Genomic DNA, 15,867 nt, shown 5'->3' with positions numbered 1-15,867 from the left:
AAACACGAAACCCAACCTTGAACTAAAAATTAAACTTTGAGTTCATTCTTAAGGGCTTTATTAATCAAATGCATTAATAGCCATAATATTTAAGCCAGCCTATAGGGCATATCATTCCATTAAACGTTTGAATGTTCTTATTCAAGCTAACGTCTTCCAATTTGTAACAGTGAACAACATTACTAGTCGAAGTAGATGCTGGTGTTGAATAGGTCACAGGTTTAGAAGCGTTTGCTTTATGTATTTCATGTGCTCGCTGCTGGTTTATCGCCACTTGATTCTTGTGATTGTTAACTTCTCGCAATCCAGATTCTAAGGGTAGGTGCCAATCCTTACATGTTGTTCCTAAACCATCATTCTGAGACTGATATTCTGATAACGCTACACGAGCTTCATTTACAGACTGATCGATACCGGACTGATCGACTAGCCAAGTAGAAAAAGAATAGTTAATGGCCTCTCGATAGTTTACCGATTGCTCTAAGCTATAAGCATCGGAATGAAAACAGGCCTCTACCACTGCCCATTGAGTCGATAGGTTTGATAATACGTTTTCAGGTATAGGCTGTAGCTGGCTTTGCGTAGACTGGCAACCGGCTAGAAGAAAAGGGACAGGGAGTAGTTTTAGAAAAAATTTTTGGTTCATTTTAATCTTAAAATTAATGCAATCTTTTTCATTATCATAATACAGGACGATTGAAGAAAGTAGCATTTCTATCAGTAAGGGAATGTGGCTAACGCACTGATAAGGTGTGAGTAAAGCGATATCAAAGCCCTCAACACACCTTAACTACGAATACTACCGCATAACAAAGATGCTATGCGGTAACGGTAGTATTCAGGCTTGAACAGTTTGTCGCACGTTGCTCTCGCCTGACAGCACGGAAATTCTCTCAAAATCTCGACTCGGGAAGTCAGGGTCTACGTACACAAACATACGACTTATCATTTTTCCTTCAAACTCAAATACACTACAAAAACGCCCTGTGGAAACTTTGTTGTCCGGCCAAGAGGTACCATCACTCATTACGCCGCCTTCCTGTCCTTCAACAATGACCTTGTTTCCAGCAGTCGTTATTTGAAAGCCGTCTATGTCGTGCCAGATACTAATCAACGAGCTACCAATCCTATTGCCAAACTCCACTAAGGCACTCTTTCCTTTCGCTTGCCCAAATTTAGGAAAGAAAAAATCAACATCCTCTGAGAATAGATCCAGATAGCTAGGATCACCGGCATCTATTTTCTCGAAATACTTAACTACTAGCCCAACTAAATCGTCTTTTTCCATAATTATTTCACACCCATATTAGCTTTACGCACAACGCAGGGTTAAGTAGTAAGCGGAGCGACCACTCAACCTGAACGTTTGCATCTTAAACACTGAGTACATTTAAACTGAAATTGCCAAGAGTTGCGAATCTTATTGAAGTGCTTTGTTAGATGTAATCCGTTTAGCCTACGTATACTCCATTGAAGTACTCGACGCGTTCTAACGTCATTCTTAACTTACACTCTTCAATCTGGACACCTTGCCAGGGTGAGGGTGTGGAAGACAGGCCCGTAAATTCACATTCGGCGTCTCTGTATTTTAGCCAAGCTCTTTGGGCCTTTCGAAATGGCTCTACCAGTTCGGTCTGAGACCATGTTTTCCTTAGTGCTTTTTCTTCCTCACCTATTCTAGCGATTGCTTCCTTGTAACTTTCGTTAAGCTCTTTATCTGCAGACTCCATCTTCTTTTCTACACACTGATAACCAGCCATAACGCCACCGCCTTTTACTTTGCAGGGATCTTCAACATCAGCAGAAGCCAAGCAAGGTAAAGAAACCAACGCAAATATCATAAGTAATTTGTTCAAAATTGCCTCCAAGCTCCGAGTGCTTGTTAAACCGTTATCAGCTATTTTTCCTTTTTAATCATGCAGCTTTTTGTCTGTGCCTTCAAAGATAAAATAGAAGGTTAGTGATTCTAGTGCCTAAATAGAAGGTAAAAGAGATTGATACACGGGTTAAATGACGCCTTAATCTGAGTTACTTTTAGTGGGCGTTTTGTATCAATCTTTTCTGTGGAATCATTAGTTTGATGGCGTCTGAGGATGTTAATATGACTCCCATTGAATTTATTATCGCCCTGAAACACCTAGGTTGAATTAAGTGGTGACTATTCCCCTCCAATCATGAAGTTGGTTCAAAGGTAGGGCGATAAATGTTGCGATTCGTAATAAAAATTTATGCCAAGTGCAGTTCGCTATCGCGGCTTATATTGAGTTGGGCAATAACCTCTAATGATGTCTGAGTTTCGTAGCTTGTTGTGTTTTGTATTGCGCCCCGAAACCCTTTTACGCCACAATTTAAAGCTACTTGATTTGAGCCGGCTACGCATAAACTGAATCACGTCGGATTCATTCAAACCAAATTGAAATTCGATAGCCTCAAATGGGGTGCGGTCTTCCCATGCCATTTCTATTATTCTTGACTCAGTTTCCGAGGTCAGTTTCATTTCAAATAACCTATTTTAGAAAAGACATTGTTACGACGGAAATTGAGTCTTGGTTCAAATGTTCTTATATGCGTGCTTAGTGTTTAGCGACTTAACACCTACAAAAACTTCTCAATGAGGACTTCGTCTACGTATTTCCCACGAACTTTTGCATGCTTCTTCGCGGTCCCTACGATTTCGAAGCCTTGTTTGAGATAGGCTGATAACGCTCGCTCATTATCGCTGCGAACGTACGCAAATAGTTTTTCGTAACCCTTTTGTTTGGCTACTTCGAATGTCGATTTGAAAAGCTGTTTAGACACACCTTGGCCACGAACACCGTCACTAACAAACGTACCAATTATGCCAACATGGTCAAAAGCTTTTGTATATTGTGCAAAGGGCTCGATATTTTGGAAACCAATGACTTGTGAGCTATTTTCGGATAAAGCGACTGTAAACACGCCCCGTTCTGGGAAATGAGTAATGAACTCTTTTTCTTCTTCAGGTGTGAAAGGCGTATCTAATACAGTGTATAAACCTTCAATAATGATGGGATTGAGGACGTTTGTAATGCCTTCAGCATCACCTAAAGTTACCTGACGTACAATTAAATTCATGCCACTTAGCTCCTATTAAAATTAGGGCTGTTTTGTACATGAGTTGGAGAATTGCGGCAACAAGTAACGTCATTAAGTCGTAAAGAATATACCTATTACACTTAAGCGGCGGTTAATAGTGCTGATTGTTACTTTAGTATTTCTGATATATCACTTTTTAAGTGACGGCTTAACTTCTACAGAATATTTCCACATCACGATCCCGTTTTCTACAAGATCATAACTCGCGCTTTGACCCTCGGAGTTGAGAACAAATACCGGCATTTCCATCCTTGACGTAGCGCCATCTCGGTTGCATGACATGGTAGCTTCAAGCTGTATGCTATTTTTGCTCGGTTCTGAAAGGGTTCCTAAGTACGCGCAGCCGTCGACAAAACTGGTTTTGCTTTTTCCTTTAGAGGATATTTCAAAAGTCGGAAAAATGAATGTTGATTGAGGCTCTGTTACTACCACATTGACTTGATAGTTCGTCGCTGAAAAAGCATTGAAATGAGCTCCAAGCATAAGTAAGAACAAGATTTTTGATTTCATAAACTCTTCTTTATTTCGATATTACTAGTTTGGTTACGGCGCTATTAAGGTGACCACTTAATCTAAAACTTTACTGCGGAAGCATTAAAAAGGATACAAAGGTAGAGTAGTTGAATATGGTTAATCGGCCGTAAATAGTTTTATTAAGCGATCTTACATACCTAAAAGAGGTAAGTTCTTTCGCTTTTGATAGGTTAATGCTAATTCTAAACAGGTCTTGATTGAAGCTTCTGGCAAAGGTGCTGATAAAGATAGAATTATTGCTCGATTACCCTGAAACTCAAGTGAGTCACTATACAGTTCGCGGAATGTGTCGACGAGCTTAGTTTGGCAATTAAAGAACAGATAATAACGACTAGGCGTTTTCTGTTTCCAATCCATCCTTACCGGGCTACCTGTTTTCACACTGTAGCTTGGCTCTCCCCATTTTAGAGATTCTTCAACTTCCCCCAGTTTTAATTCAGAAGCGATAGTTAAGACGATATTTCGTAGCTCTTCTATCCGAATACGCACATGTTTTGGATACTCATCAAATCTTGCCTTCACTGCATGGTTCATTGGTATCTCCTATAAATAGCGCTGTTTTGGGGTGAAGCCCAAGCGTACTTTGGCTATGTAGCAATTACGTCATAATGTTATTAATCAATAAATCTAGCACATAGCCAAAATACTAAGCGTAGGGATTTCCCTCGGTTACGTTTAGGATGCTCTGGGTGAAAACATGATGATTGACATGCCAAGCATAGCGACAGAAACCCCCACTATGTCCCAGAGCGTCGGTCGAACGCCGTCGATACACCACAACCATAGAATTGCGACAAAAATATAGACACCTCCGTAAGCAGCATAAACTCTGCCAGTTGCGGTAGGATGTAAAGATAGAAGCCAAGCAAACATAGCAAGGCATAGCGCTGCTGGTACCAAAAGCCAAACTGACTTATCTTCCTTTAACCAGAGATAAGGTAAGTAGCAGCCTAATATTTCTGCAATGGCGGTTATAAAGAAAAGCCCAATGGTTTTGACTTCAGTCACTTAAACATTCCTATCTTTTTCTACAAATATATGAGGCTGGTTAAATGGGCAATTGCTCGGCTCATTACATTTCGCCCAGCTTAATCTTGGATTGAGCCTCACTCACGGTTTGTTTACCGAATAACAAATCCATCATCGAAATGATTCGTTTGTTGTCTTTACCCCATTTATCTGGATTCGCGCTGTTTGGTGCTTTAAATTCAACTTGTCCTACTTTTTCGTTATTTTTGTAGGCTTTGATCTGAGCATCAGCGATAAATGTTCTAAAATCCCAGCTCCAGCGTGATACGTAAGTAAGTGTCAGCTCAGAGCTAACAGGAGGAGTGCCATCGCTTACGACTGTGCATTTATGGGCGGTATCCAAACACCAGTCTTGCATCGAATCTAAGAAAACATCTCGCGTGGCGTTGTCTTTTACGATGGTGATTTCCTTGCTCTGATTTTCTTTCGAGATTGTTTCTACCGTATACTTTGGTGCCGCACATGCGGCTAATAGAATAGGCAAGCTTAGAACGATGAGTTTTTTGTGCATCTTATGTCTCTTTTTTTAAATTTATATATTCAAACAACTTCAAGATACTGAGTTCAACGAGAATAACTAACAAGCATGGCAACTGTTATTAACAAAACCTTTAGAGTAGAAGGGTTTGTTTCGGGAGTATGCCAATGTCTCGAAGCAAATTATTAGTAAGAGATTGCTATAGCGTTATGTTAACTCTTGAACTTATGTCCGTATCAATGTCCAGAATTCTTCGCATTGAAGTTTTTGAAGTGCAATTCTAACGGAATTTTAAATTGCTGCATAATGCTCAATTAAGAGGAACAGGGGATCTTATCGTTAAACATAACGTGTAGTGCTGTAAATTCGTCCCTAAGACTAAGCTAAAAGGGCCTAATGTTTTAAAATAGCTTCTTGTCTATTCTGTTGTGTGAGTTTTCAATGCTGTCTCATACTAGCCACTTAAAAGAGCGCTGTAAGAACTCGTCTGCATTATCAAGGACGATTTCGCCGTGAGCCATAACCAATATATTAGGTTTCCAAGACAGCAATTTATTTAAGTGTTTTCGAGCCTCTTGTTTGCTAAACATAAAACTTAGGCGCCAATCCAAAGGCATTTTTCCATTCGGAGCAAGAATACCGGCCCCTTTAGCCACAAACCGCTGCCAGTAGTTAAAGTTCTGGCCAGAAAAATTCTCGACGAGGTCAGTAACAATTAAGGTCTTTGAAAGTCGATGATAAAACACACACTCTTCCATTAATGGAGAGCCAGAAAATAGTTCTTGTTCAATCTCAGAGTTCCAAGCATTACCGCCTTGGTTAAGTGAAGCGTGAAAGTGTATATCACGGCACTTCTTAATGACTTCATTTGTGCCATAAACTTCTGCGCTAGGATAGGCAGATACCCATTCAGATAAGAACAAGTGGTGTAAATGATTAGGAGCGATTAAGTATTTCACTTGGCCTAGATTGTTGATTTGCTCTCTAATCGAATTTGATAACTTAATTGGACTATGAATCCAAAGGCTACCATCAGAAAGCCTAACAATAGTCATACGAGTGGTGTATGGGAGTCCTAAGAATTGGACGGGATCTCCGTCAAATATCCATATCTCATGGGCTAACTTTTTCATGTCTCTCCAACCGTTAACACTGTATTAAGGCGGCATTTAAGTTACTCAAAAGCTGCCTTGTTGCACAATAAACGCTTCGCTAAGCGTAAACCAAAAATATTAGGTTTACCAAACCCTTATTGAGTGCAGCTGTACATCTTTGAGTATTTTTATACTGAACGCGCGTAAAGTAGTTTTAAGAGGATCATTTGACTTGATAGAACAAAACCCCGCTATTTTTGAGCAGGGTTTTGCAATTAGATAAAGGGGCTAACCGATGATGAAGAAGAAAATCGCGGTTGCAACAATACCAATCAACGCATAAGGAAACTGTGTGGTTGCGTGTTGCATTGCTGTACAGCCTGAACCTTGTGCAGATAACACGGTTGAGTCACTAAAGAAACAAGAGTGGCTCCCTGCCGCTGATGCTGAAAGCAGCGCTGCAACGGTTAAGTGTAGAGGCACACCAAGCTGTTCGCCCAAAGGTAGAACAATTGGCATCGCTACTGCAAACGTTCCCCAAGACGATGCCGTTGCAAATACCAACGCGCCCGTAATCATAAAGATAATCGCAGGGAAGTAAGACGCTGACAGGTAAGGGCTGACGGTCTCAATGACATACTGCGTGACGCCCAATGAGTCGTTGACCGATTTCAACATGAAACCACCAATAACGGTCGCAAGCGGCAGTAGCATAACTTTAATGCCATCATAAACAGCTTCGAACATGTCGTTCATCGAGATCAGTTTTTGTGCGCCGTAAAAGCTAATAGTAAAGATTAACGAGACGAAAACACCAGCAAGTAGATCGATACCAAAATACCAACTTGCGGCAACAAGTACGATCATTGGTAACAAGAAGTTGACAAGGCCCATGGTTGGGTTGGTATGTGCAGATACATCGGGACCAAAGTCGACATCTGTTGCACCGTCTGGACGAACTTGACCATTCTTCGCACGCTTTTCTGCCTTTTTCATCGCACCTAGATCTGGGATCTTTTCCATTGCAACCAGCAAAACAATCACCAGCGTTACCCAGCCGTAAGCCATGTATGGAATAGCTTCAATGTATGCTTTGATACCATCTCCCGCTTCTGCTACTCCGTTTGCTTCTAGCAACGAACTGAAGAAAATTGCCCAAGTGGAAATTGGTACGAGGATACAGATAGGCGCGGCGGTTGAATCCACAAGATATGAGAGCTTTTCACGCGAGATTTGGTAGCCGTCCGTAACTTTTTTCATTGAGGAAGAAATTGCAATCGCATTCAAATAATCGTCGATAAAGATCAGAATACCTAAAGCAAAGGTCATCAGCATCGATTGCTTACGGCTTTTTACTTTCGTGACCAGCATGTCGGAGAAGCTTAAGATACTGCCGCCTTTCTCCAAAATAGCAATTAGGCCGCCCATCAAACCACAAACGAGGATGATCCAAGCAATAGTTTCATCCATCATTACACTCATGGAAATATCAACAATCTGTTCCACCGCTTCAGTTGGGTTAAGCAGAAGAACACCGGCAATAGCGCCGCTAAAGAGGGCTTCCACAGTTCGGTGTGTTGTCAGCGCAAAGACCAATACCAACGCCGTTGGTAAAAGACTCATCCATCCGTAGGCTTCGCCTTCCTCATGGTTCAAACCGATTGTGGTAAAAAAGACAAACGTCGCAACCGAGATTAAAGAAACAATAATGTGTTGAGAGTTGATTTTAAGAGGCGCATCCAGCGCCTTGGTCTGCGTAGTCATAAAGTTCATTTCCTTTGTTTATGCCGAGTGCAACATCCAGTCGATTTCCAATGGAGTAATCGCTCGCTCAAATTCTGCGAGTTCACTCTGTTTGCAAGCTAGATACAAATCGATAAAATCTCTTGAGATGTATTGAGCTAGCTCACTGTGCTCCAGTCGCTCTAGAGCTTCTGACATACGCAGAGGTAACTCAATTGCATCATCACTGAGAGTCGGTGGACATTGATCTTTGGTGTAGCTTTCACTCGCTAATACTGCGGAAAGTACTACTGCAGCGAGAATGTATGGGTTAACGTCAGCGCCTGCTATACGATGCTCTATACGGCGATTTTTGCTATCGCTGATAGGCACACGCAACGCAACACCGCGGTGGTTTTCTCCCCAATCGGCTTTGGTCGGGACGTAAGCGCCAGGAACAAAGCGACGGTAAGAGTTAACGTTAGGACAGATTAGGGCCATGGCATCGGATGTTTGTGACAGCATCGCTGCCATGGTTTGATAGAAGAAGGCGCTCGCTTGACCGTCTGATTGGCTAAAGTGGTTGTTACCATCTGTATCAACCAAGCTGAGATGAATGTGCATGCCATTACCCGCTTGCTCACTAAAAGGTTTCGCCATAAATGTGGCGTCAAATCCGTGCTGATGAGCGACCTGGCGAATCAAGCGTTTTGCGATGATGATTTCATCACATGCTCGAAGCACATCTTTAGAATGGTTGAAGTTGATTTCGAACTGCCCTGGTGCCGATTCAGATAGGGCTCCGGAAGTGTTTAAACCTTGTTCTAATGCAATTCGATTAAGGTCGGCCAAGAAATCAGCGTAGTCATCTAGTCCATCAAGGTCGTAAACCTCGGTATCTTTTTCTCGAGTTTTTTTCGTGGGGTTAATTGCCGTTAATGGTTCGCCATTTTCGCCGCGGGTTTTGTCTATTAAATAGAACTCCAGCTCGAGCGCGACGCAAGGATATTGGTCTTTAGCATGCAGTGTTTGCAATATAGAAGCGAGAATGTTTCGGATGAACAGTGGGTTAGGGTGCTGCCCGGTTTCATCCATCATACTAAGCAGTAGCTGACCAACTTGTTCTTTTGCCGTCGGCATTAAGGTGCCGCTGATTGGATAGCAGAGATTATCTGGTTCTCCGAGATCTTCTCCCAACCCGGCTGTTTCAACGACGTTACCTTTGGTATCTAGGGTGATGGTCGAAAGGGGGAGGGCAACACCTTTATTCAGTTTTTCTAGAGCATCTATCGGGATGCGTTTTCCTCTTGGGGTGGCATTTATATCGGTAAAGATGAGATCGATAAATTCAATATCGGGCCATTTTTGTTTAAAATTTTTTACTTCCTGTAGATACGATTCCATTTTCTTCTCCAAATAGCCTGACGAGTAGAAATTAGAAATAACCAAATTAACAAATAAATTACAGTACTCTGAGCGAGTTGTTTGTTTTTTAGGTTATTTTTAATTTAAACATGCACTTACACTGTGTTTTTGATGTTTAACGGCTGGTTTTTATGTCTTTCTGTTAACTATTTTGTAACAGTTGGTTTTGTTTTGTTCAATATAATGAGCATGAATATTCAGTTTTGAAGCCTAAAAAGTGCGTCAGATCACGTTGTGACGATAATAATGGTCATCTGTGTTGATAATTTTGTACATGGTTTGTAGGGTTTGTGTTAAATAAATTGAACACGGACATATCATGGCAGATACACACAAACCCATCATTGGTGTGGTTAGCTGCGCTAAAGAGTTGGGTGGCTATCAGATACAAGCGGTCAACGACTTTTACCTTCGCGCCATAAAGGATTTTGGAGGACTACCGATTATGTTGGCTCCCGACATGTCGGGCGATGACGTAACCACCATCCTAGACATATGTGATGGTTTTCTTTTTCCTGGCAGCCACTCTAACGTCGCGCCACATCGATACAATGCAACGCACGAAGAGAGCTACAAAGATGAAGCTCGTGATGAGCTCTCATTCACGTTAATTCGTCATGCGGTTGACCAAAACATTCCGTGCCTTGGTATTTGCCGCGGCTTTCAAGAGATGAATGTCGCACTTGGTGGCTCGTTAAACCCAGCCGTTCATGACTCCGGCTTCAATGACCATCGTGAAGCGCCTGTTGAAGATTTCGAACAAAAATACGCGCCAGCACACGCTGTACTAGTTCAAAAGCAGAGCTTATTTGAACAATGGCTGGTGCAAAATCATTGGGAAAATACCACCTTCTTTGAAGTGAACACACTACACAACCAAGGCGTCGATCAGCTTGCTCCTCTATTACAAGTAGAAGCTAAAGCCCCGGATGGCTTGGTAGAAGCATTTAGTCTTCCTAATCAAAAATTTTTCGTTGGCGTGCAGTGGCACCCAGAATGGGAAGCAAAAACCAATCATTTCTCTCAAATTTTGTTCAATGAATTTATGATGGCTACCTCTCGTTAAACGTTTGGAGCTGTATGAATGGACAATCAAGAGATTGGTAAAAATATTGTTCAGTTACGAAAAAAACATGGATTGTCACAAAGGGAACTAGCCGAGCGCGCTGGTATTACCCACAGTGCAATCTCATCCATTGAAAATGGCAAAGTGAGCCCGTCGGTCAGCTCACTACAAAAAATCGTTAATGTATTTTCTTTATCGTTATCAGAGTTTTTCACTTTTGAACAACCTTCGAACGATGAAGTGAAAGTAGTCATCAAGCCGTCAGATCTTGTGGAAATCGGGAGCGAGACGGTGTCCATGAAACTGGTAACGAATGGCGACAAAGATCAAGTTATCGGATTCTTGATCGAGGAATACGCACCTTATGGAACCACTGGTGCGGCAGAAATCAAACACGAAGGCGAAGAGATTGGCACCGTATTAGAGGGTGAAATCACTCTGGAATATAAAGGGCAATCTCATGTCATAACAGCGGGCGAGTCGTACATTATTGACACGACGAAGCCCCATCGATTTACAAATCACACAGACAAGGCTTGTCGAATGATAAGTGCGCATACGCCAACCACATTTTAGTGGGGGCTTGCCTTGTGTGATCACAAGGAGAGCGTATGAAAACCCAAGAGCAATGGATTGAACTAAAAAACAATCTAAACATCGAAAACAGGGCGTACATTAACGGTGAATACAGTGCCGCTTTAACAGGGCAAACCATCCCGGTAGTTAACCCAGCAACAGATGAGATATTCACCGAAATCGCCCGTTGCCAAAATGAAGATGTTGATCTCGCGGTTTCATACGCTCGCCAAGCATTTCAATCCGGTCAGTGGAGCGAGAGCAGCCCAGCTCATCGCAAAGCAGTGCTTAAACAGTTTGCTGACTTGATTGATCAAAACCAAGAAGAATTGGCTCTGCTAGAAACGCTTGATACCGGTAAGCCTATCTCTCACAGCTTCTCTACCGATATTCCTGGTGCGGCGAGTGCATTACGCTGGTACGCAGAAGCAATCGACAAAGTATACGGCGAAGTTGCCCCAACCGAAAAAGATGTACACGCTTTTATTTCTCATCAACCAATTGGTGTGGTTGCTGCGGTTGTACCGTGGAACTTCCCCCTTTGGCTTGCGTGCTGGAAGCTTGGTCCTGCTTTAGCCGCTGGTAACAGCGTGATTCTAAAACCGTCAGAAAAATCTTCTCTCACCGCGATATTTCTAGGTCAACTTGCTTCTCAAGCGGGCTTACCAACAGGCGTTTTCCAAGTCGTTACGGGTTTTGGTCATGAAGCTGGCGACGCGCTGGCGAAACACCAAGACGTAGACTGCATCGCCTTCACAGGCTCGACGCGCATTGCAGGCCAACTGATGGTCAGCTCGGGTGAGAGCAACCTAAAACGCGTGTTTGCAGAAGCGGGCGGTAAGAACGCGAACATCGTGTTCGAAGATTGTGACAACCTAGACCGCGCAGCAGCAGAAACCGCCGCAGGGTGTTTCTACAACCAAGGTGAGGTGTGCGTCGCGGCAACCCGCCTGCTTGTTCACGAAAGCATCAAAGATCAGTTCTTAGAAAAAGTTATTCAAGCGTCGAAAGCGTTCACGCCAAAAGACCCAATGGACCCAAGTTCATCCATGGGAGCGCTCATCGACCAAGATCATAAATCAAAAGTGTTGGAATACATCTCGTTAGGTGAATCAGAAGGTGCAAACGTACGTTGTGGCGGCGATGTCGATGGGCAAGGTGCATTTGTTTCCCCAACCATTTTAGACAACGTCGACAACAAGATGCGTGTCGCTCAGGAGGAAATTTTTGGTCCGGTGCTGTGTGTCATTCCATTCAAAGACGAAGCGCAAGCAATTGAGATCGCTAACGATTCGAAGTACGGCTTAGGTGCTGCACTTTGGAGCAGCAATATCAACCGCGTTCATCGCGTAGCAAAACGACTGCAAGCCGGCTCGGTTTGGGTCAACAACTACAACGAAGGTGATATGACGGTCCCATTTGGCGGATTCAAAATGAGCGGAAATGGTCGAGACAAGTCTCTCCACGCGATTGAAAAATTCACCGAAACCAAAACCACTTGGATTCGCCTCCATCCTTAAGCCTGCTGACGATTACGATAAATAAAGGAATAGTTCTATGAACAAGCATACGGATTCGTTCTACGCGCACTCTGTGCCAAACATGCCGGAATACCCACAGTTGCAAAACGACATCGAGTGCGATGTGTGTGTAGTCGGTGCGGGATTTTCTGGTCTTTCTTCTGCACTACACCTTGCAGAAAAAGGTTTTAAAGTCGTTGTGCTAGAAAGCGCAAAAGTGGGCTTTGGAGCAACTGGTCGTAACGGTGGTCAAATCGTTAACAGCTACAGCCGAGATGTTGACGTGATTGAAAGCCGTTACGACCAAAACCAAGCCAAAGCTCTGTGCGATATGATTTTTGAAGGCGGCGATATCATCCGTGGTCTGATCGACAAATACGACATCAACTGTGATTACAAGCAAGGCGGCTTGTTCACGGCACTGAACAGTAAACAACTCAAAGGGCTAGAAGAACATAAGAAGAACTGGGAGCGTTACGGCAACGACCAACTGACTCTGCTTGACGAAGGAGAAGTAGAACAAGCGGTAGGGACCAAAGTGTACACTGGTGGCTTGTTGGATATGCGCGGTGGTCACATTCACCCGCTTAAACTCGCGTTAGGTGAAGCCGCTGCGTTTATTTCTCTGGGTGGCCAAATCTTCGAACAGTCGGCGGTCGTGTCGATTGACAAAGGGATTAACCCAGTAGTCAAAACGGCGCAAGGTAGCGTGAAGAGCAAGTACGTGGTTTTGGCAGGTAACGCGTATCTTGGTGGGTTGGCTCCAAACATCAGCAACAAAGCGATTCCGTGTGGCACGCAAGTGGTGGCGACTCAACCTTTGAGTGATGAGCAGCTAAAACAAGTGCTGACTAGCGACTACTGCGTTGAAGACTGTAATTACTTACTTGACTACTTCCGCTTAACTGCCGACAAGCGTTTGTTGTTCGGAGGCGGCGTGGTTTACGGCGCACGTGACCCAGAAAACATCGAAGCACTGATCCGTCCGAAGATGGAAAAAGTCTTCCCACAATTGAAAGGCATTAAGATCGATTACACCTGGACGGGTAACTTCTTGCTGACTTACTCACGCATGCCGCAATTTGGCTCGTTTGCAGACAACATTTACTACCTCCAAGGCTACAGCGGTCACGGTGTAACGTGTACTCATCTAGCAGGCAAGTTGTTGGCAGAAGCATTGACCGGACACGCTGAACGTTTCGATGCGTTTGCTGCACTGAAACATTACTCCTTCCCAGGTGGCCGCCACTTCCAAATTCCGTTTACGGCAATGGGTGCGGCTTACTACAACCTACGTGACAAACTGGCGATTTAAGAGATAAGGAATATCCAATGAGCAAAGTAGTGAAATTTGCAGCCCTTCAACTGACGAAAAGCTGGGATCTAGAAGACAACTTAGCCAAAGCAAAAAAGGCGATTCGTGAAGCAGCACAAAACGGTGCGAACGTGATTCTTCCGCAAGAGCTGTTCGCTGCGCCTTACTTCTGCAAAAAACAAGAAGCAAAGTATTTCGAGCTTGCGGAAGAAACGGAGAATTGCCGTCTCATTAAAGAGATGAGCGCTCTGGCGAAAGAACTCGGCGTGGTTATTCCTGTTAGCTACTTTGAAAAAGCGGGCAACACGTTTTTTAACTCGCTAGTAATGATAGATGCCGATGGCACGGTACTAGATAACTACCGCAAGTCACACATTCCTGACGGTCCGGGCTACAGTGAAAAGTACTACTTTAGCCCTGGCGATACCGGTTTCAAAGTGTGGCAAACCAAGTTCGGTAAGTTCGGTGCTGGCATTTGCTGGGACCAATGGTTTCCAGAGCTTGCTCGCAGCTTGGCTCTGCACGGCGCGGAAGCGATTTTTTACCCAACGGCAATCGGTTCTGAGCCTCAAGATCCAACACTGGATTCGCGTGATCACTGGCAACGTACAATGCAAGGTCACTCGGCAGCAAACCTCGTTCCAGTCATCGCGTCAAACCGAGTAGGTACTGAGGTCGATGACGGTATCGAGACCACGTTCTACGGCTCTTCTTTTATCACTGACCACACTGGTGCAAAAATTGCCGAAGCACCACGTGAAGGTGAAACCATCATTTACGCAGAAATCGATCTCGCTGCGATAGCGAAAGCGCGTCATGCGTGGGGCTTGTTCCGCGACCGTCGTCCAGACCTTTACACCAGCGTTGGTAAGCTAGCTGTTTAAAGAGGCGTTAGTATGAAGTTATCGACAACACCAGCGCAAGATGGCTTCTATTTTCCGGCTGAGTTTCAGCCGGTTAGTGAAGTTTGGCTAGCGTGGCCAGAAAGGAAAGACAACTGGCGTGATGACGCATTACCCGCGCAAGAGACTTTCGCCAGAATCGCGAACTTAATCGCGGAAGTGACCAAGGTGTGCGTGGCGGTATGCTCGCACAACTTTGACCGAGCGCGTCAAATGCTCCATTCAGACGTACGTTTGGTGGAAATCCCATTTAACGATGCGTGGATGCGCGATATTGGGCCGACCGTGCTTGTTAATCAGGCGGGTGAGCGCCGTGGGATTAGTTGGCAATTTAACGCGTGGGGCGGCGAATACAACGGGCTTTACGATAACTGGCAGCAGGACGATCTTGTCGCTGGCTCGGTGTGCGACATCATCGGTATTGATTATTACCGCGCACCGTTTGTACTTGAAGGTGGGGCGATTCACACCGATGGTGAAGGCACCCTTTACACCACAGAGGAGTGCTTACTCAGCCCAGGACGTAATCCGCAGTTGAGCAAAGCGCAAATCGAAGAGCAGTTAAAGGCGTACCTCGGTATCGAAAAAGTCATTTGGTTGCCAAATGGTTTATTCAATGACGAAACAGACGGCCATATCGACAACCTGATGCACGTTATCGCACCGGGTAAAGTGGTACTAAGTTGGACCGATGACCCAAGCGATCCGCAATACGCGTTATCTCGTCAAGCGGAACAAGTACTGAAATCTCAGCACGATGCGAGAGGGCGCGAGATTGAAATTGTCCGTTTGCCATTACCGGGTCCGTTGCATTACAGCGAGCGTGAAGCCAATGGCATTGACGCCAGTTCAGGAATGAGTCGACAAGCTGGCGAACGCCTAAGTGCCTCTTATGCCAACTTTCTTATCGTCAACGAGCATGTGTTCTTGCCGATGCTGGACGAAGAGACCGACGCTATGGCGATCGATATTTTGCAAAACGCGATGCCGGAATACCAAATCATCGCGATACCGTCGAGAGAGGTTCTACTCGGCGGAGGGAACATCCACTGCATTACGCAGCAGATCCCTGCTTAAACATAAACTCGC

At 44.2% G+C, this 15,867-nt stretch carries 18 protein-coding genes; 6 read left to right on the top strand and 12 right to left on the bottom strand.

Features of this window, described 5'->3' with window-relative positions:
* Positions 1-73: 73 nt before the first annotated feature.
* The 12 genes from J4N43_RS08745 to J4N43_RS08690 form a co-directional block, all read right to left on the bottom strand.
* Positions 74-646 (bottom strand): hypothetical protein, encoded by a 573-nt coding sequence (locus J4N43_RS08745; protein ID WP_242013642.1) that lies wholly within the window; start codon positions 644-646, stop codon positions 74-76.
* Positions 647-838: 192 nt separating this feature from the next.
* Positions 839-1,288 (bottom strand): nuclear transport factor 2 family protein, encoded by a 450-nt coding sequence (locus J4N43_RS08740; RefSeq protein ID WP_005377826.1) that lies wholly within the window; start codon positions 1,286-1,288, stop codon positions 839-841.
* Positions 1,289-1,451: 163 nt separating this feature from the next.
* On the bottom strand, positions 1,452-1,841 hold the full coding sequence (locus tag J4N43_RS08735; RefSeq protein WP_042522523.1) for a lysozyme inhibitor LprI family protein: 390 nt from the start codon (positions 1,839-1,841) through the stop codon (positions 1,452-1,454).
* A gap of 404 nt (positions 1,842-2,245) precedes the next feature.
* Positions 2,246-2,497, bottom strand: coding sequence for a TIGR03643 family protein (locus J4N43_RS08730; protein ID WP_005377824.1), 252 nt, complete (start codon positions 2,495-2,497; stop codon positions 2,246-2,248).
* 98 nt (positions 2,498-2,595) lie between these two features.
* Positions 2,596-3,096 carry a GNAT family N-acetyltransferase gene (locus tag J4N43_RS08725; protein WP_025766738.1) on the bottom strand — a complete coding sequence of 167 codons (501 nt, stop codon included), beginning with the start codon at positions 3,094-3,096 and terminating at the stop codon, positions 2,596-2,598.
* Positions 3,097-3,246: 150 nt separating this feature from the next.
* On the bottom strand, positions 3,247-3,627 hold the full coding sequence (locus J4N43_RS08720) for a hypothetical protein (protein ID WP_025766737.1): 381 nt from the start codon (positions 3,625-3,627) through the stop codon (positions 3,247-3,249).
* Positions 3,628-3,780: 153 nt separating this feature from the next.
* Positions 3,781-4,185: a DUF1801 domain-containing protein gene (locus tag J4N43_RS08715; protein WP_017633973.1), complete on the bottom strand. Its 405-nt coding sequence runs from the start codon at positions 4,183-4,185 to the stop codon at positions 3,781-3,783.
* 141 nt (positions 4,186-4,326) lie between these two features.
* Positions 4,327-4,659, bottom strand: a complete 333-nt coding sequence (locus J4N43_RS08710; RefSeq protein ID WP_005377819.1) for a YnfA family protein — start codon at positions 4,657-4,659, stop codon at positions 4,327-4,329.
* Between the two features lie 64 nt (positions 4,660-4,723).
* The gene (locus J4N43_RS08705; RefSeq protein WP_025766736.1) at positions 4,724-5,191 is read right to left on the bottom strand and encodes an Sbal_3080 family lipoprotein; all 468 of its coding nucleotides are present in this window, start codon (positions 5,189-5,191) and stop codon (positions 4,724-4,726) included.
* Between the two features lie 416 nt (positions 5,192-5,607).
* Positions 5,608-6,291 carry a DUF4336 domain-containing protein gene (locus tag J4N43_RS08700; RefSeq protein ID WP_053350397.1) on the bottom strand — a complete coding sequence of 228 codons (684 nt, stop codon included), beginning with the start codon at positions 6,289-6,291 and terminating at the stop codon, positions 5,608-5,610.
* Between the two features lie 249 nt (positions 6,292-6,540).
* Positions 6,541-8,016, bottom strand: a complete 1,476-nt coding sequence (locus tag J4N43_RS08695) for a Na+/H+ antiporter NhaC family protein (RefSeq protein WP_042522526.1) — start codon at positions 8,014-8,016, stop codon at positions 6,541-6,543.
* 18 nt (positions 8,017-8,034) lie between these two features.
* Positions 8,035-9,378: a glutamine synthetase family protein gene (locus J4N43_RS08690; RefSeq protein WP_053350396.1), complete on the bottom strand. Its 1,344-nt coding sequence runs from the start codon at positions 9,376-9,378 to the stop codon at positions 8,035-8,037.
* A gap of 340 nt (positions 9,379-9,718) precedes the next feature.
* Here J4N43_RS08690 and J4N43_RS08685 point away from each other — a divergent pair, with 340 nt between their 5' ends.
* The 6 genes from J4N43_RS08685 to aguA are packed head-to-tail and all read left to right on the top strand — an operon-like array spanning position 9,719 to position 15,855.
* Positions 9,719-10,465, top strand: coding sequence for a gamma-glutamyl-gamma-aminobutyrate hydrolase family protein (locus J4N43_RS08685; RefSeq protein ID WP_005377814.1), 747 nt, complete (start codon positions 9,719-9,721; stop codon positions 10,463-10,465).
* 18 nt (positions 10,466-10,483) lie between these two features.
* A complete protein-coding gene (puuR, locus tag J4N43_RS08680; RefSeq protein WP_005377813.1) occupies positions 10,484-11,041 on the top strand; it encodes an HTH-type transcriptional regulator PuuR in 558 nt (185 codons plus the stop codon).
* 35 nt (positions 11,042-11,076) lie between these two features.
* Positions 11,077-12,561, top strand: a complete 1,485-nt coding sequence (locus J4N43_RS08675; RefSeq protein ID WP_053350395.1) for an aldehyde dehydrogenase — start codon at positions 11,077-11,079, stop codon at positions 12,559-12,561.
* A gap of 37 nt (positions 12,562-12,598) precedes the next feature.
* Entirely contained in the window at positions 12,599-13,876 is a 1,278-nt protein-coding gene (locus J4N43_RS08670; RefSeq protein ID WP_158159638.1) for an NAD(P)/FAD-dependent oxidoreductase, read from the top strand.
* 17 nt (positions 13,877-13,893) lie between these two features.
* Positions 13,894-14,760 carry an N-carbamoylputrescine amidase gene (aguB, locus tag J4N43_RS08665; RefSeq protein WP_033905196.1) on the top strand — a complete coding sequence of 289 codons (867 nt, stop codon included), beginning with the start codon at positions 13,894-13,896 and terminating at the stop codon, positions 14,758-14,760.
* A 12-nt stretch (positions 14,761-14,772) separates the two neighbouring features.
* On the top strand, positions 14,773-15,855 hold the full coding sequence (gene aguA / locus J4N43_RS08660) for an agmatine deiminase (RefSeq protein ID WP_042522530.1): 1,083 nt from the start codon (positions 14,773-14,775) through the stop codon (positions 15,853-15,855).
* Positions 15,856-15,867 lie beyond the last annotated feature (12 nt).

The organism is Vibrio sp. SCSIO 43009 (genome assembly GCF_023716525.1).
Lineage (GTDB): Bacteria > Pseudomonadota > Gammaproteobacteria > Enterobacterales > Vibrionaceae > Vibrio > Vibrio alginolyticus.
This window is presented reverse-complemented; position numbering and strand designations above follow the sequence as displayed.

Excerpts from the sequence above, each read along its gene's own strand:
- aguB (WP_033905196.1), top strand. The coding sequence starts at position 13,894 with ATGAGCAAAGTAGTGAAATTTGCAGCCCTTCAACTGACGAAAAGCTGG.
- J4N43_RS08735 (WP_042522523.1), bottom strand. The coding sequence starts at position 1,841 with ATGATATTTGCGTTGGTTTCTTTACCTTGCTTGGCTTCTGCTGATGTT.
- J4N43_RS08740 (WP_005377826.1), bottom strand. The coding sequence starts at position 1,288 with ATGGAAAAAGACGATTTAGTTGGGCTAGTAGTTAAGTATTTCGAGAAA.
- J4N43_RS08690 (WP_053350396.1), bottom strand. The coding sequence starts at position 9,378 with ATGGAATCGTATCTACAGGAAGTAAAAAATTTTAAACAAAAATGGCCC.
- J4N43_RS08685 (WP_005377814.1), top strand. The coding sequence starts at position 9,719 with ATGGCAGATACACACAAACCCATCATTGGTGTGGTTAGCTGCGCTAAA.
- J4N43_RS08695 (WP_042522526.1), bottom strand. The coding sequence starts at position 8,016 with ATGACTACGCAGACCAAGGCGCTGGATGCGCCTCTTAAAATCAACTCT.
- J4N43_RS08675 (WP_053350395.1), top strand. The coding sequence starts at position 11,077 with ATGAAAACCCAAGAGCAATGGATTGAACTAAAAAACAATCTAAACATC.
- aguA (WP_042522530.1), top strand. The coding sequence starts at position 14,773 with ATGAAGTTATCGACAACACCAGCGCAAGATGGCTTCTATTTTCCGGCT.
- J4N43_RS08670 (WP_158159638.1), top strand. The coding sequence starts at position 12,599 with ATGAACAAGCATACGGATTCGTTCTACGCGCACTCTGTGCCAAACATG.
- J4N43_RS08730 (WP_005377824.1), bottom strand. The coding sequence starts at position 2,497 with ATGAAACTGACCTCGGAAACTGAGTCAAGAATAATAGAAATGGCATGG.
- J4N43_RS08725 (WP_025766738.1), bottom strand. The coding sequence starts at position 3,096 with ATGAATTTAATTGTACGTCAGGTAACTTTAGGTGATGCTGAAGGCATT.
- J4N43_RS08700 (WP_053350397.1), bottom strand. The coding sequence starts at position 6,291 with ATGAAAAAGTTAGCCCATGAGATATGGATATTTGACGGAGATCCCGTC.
- J4N43_RS08715 (WP_017633973.1), bottom strand. The coding sequence starts at position 4,185 with ATGAACCATGCAGTGAAGGCAAGATTTGATGAGTATCCAAAACATGTG.
- J4N43_RS08720 (WP_025766737.1), bottom strand. The coding sequence starts at position 3,627 with ATGAAATCAAAAATCTTGTTCTTACTTATGCTTGGAGCTCATTTCAAT.
- puuR (WP_005377813.1), top strand. The coding sequence starts at position 10,484 with ATGGACAATCAAGAGATTGGTAAAAATATTGTTCAGTTACGAAAAAAA.
- J4N43_RS08745 (WP_242013642.1), bottom strand. The coding sequence starts at position 646 with ATGAACCAAAAATTTTTTCTAAAACTACTCCCTGTCCCTTTTCTTCTA.
- J4N43_RS08705 (WP_025766736.1), bottom strand. The coding sequence starts at position 5,191 with ATGCACAAAAAACTCATCGTTCTAAGCTTGCCTATTCTATTAGCCGCA.